1 protein-coding gene is annotated in these 417 nt (G+C 68.6%); it reads right to left on the minus strand.

Going from position 1 to position 417, the window contains the following annotated elements:
• The coding region (locus tag K9U40_RS24155) for an EAL domain-containing protein (RefSeq protein ID WP_282892579.1) at nt 1-417 on the minus strand (417 nt) is incomplete at both ends.

Here is a 417-nt window from a genome sequence, read left to right on the forward strand (position 1 = left end):
CGCGAACAGCTGGTCCATGGTGGCGATGGCCGAGCGCGGGTCGTCCACGGCGACGCCCTCGGTCAGCTCCAGCTCGAGCCGCTGGGGAACGAGCTGCGTTTCGTCCAGGATCCGGCTGACGAGTTCGGGCAACTGCGGCTGGCGGAACTGCAGTGCCGAAAGATTCACGGCCACCGACAGCCAGCCCAGGCCCATGCCGTGCCAGACCTGCAGCTGCGCCAGCGCCGTCCGCATGACCCATTCGCCGATCTGCAGGATCTGCCCGCTGTCTTCGGCGATCGGGATGAATTCCGCGGGCGACACCGACCCCAGCTCCGGATGCTGCCACCGCAGCAGGGCTTCCACGCTCCGGATCTCGCCGGTGGCGATGGTGATCTGCGGCTGGTAATGCAGCTGCAGCTGGCCGCGCTCCAGCGC

The sequence above is a fragment of the Xanthobacter autotrophicus genome, assembly GCF_030015065.1.
Lineage (GTDB): Bacteria > Pseudomonadota > Alphaproteobacteria > Rhizobiales > Xanthobacteraceae > Xanthobacter > Xanthobacter autotrophicus_D.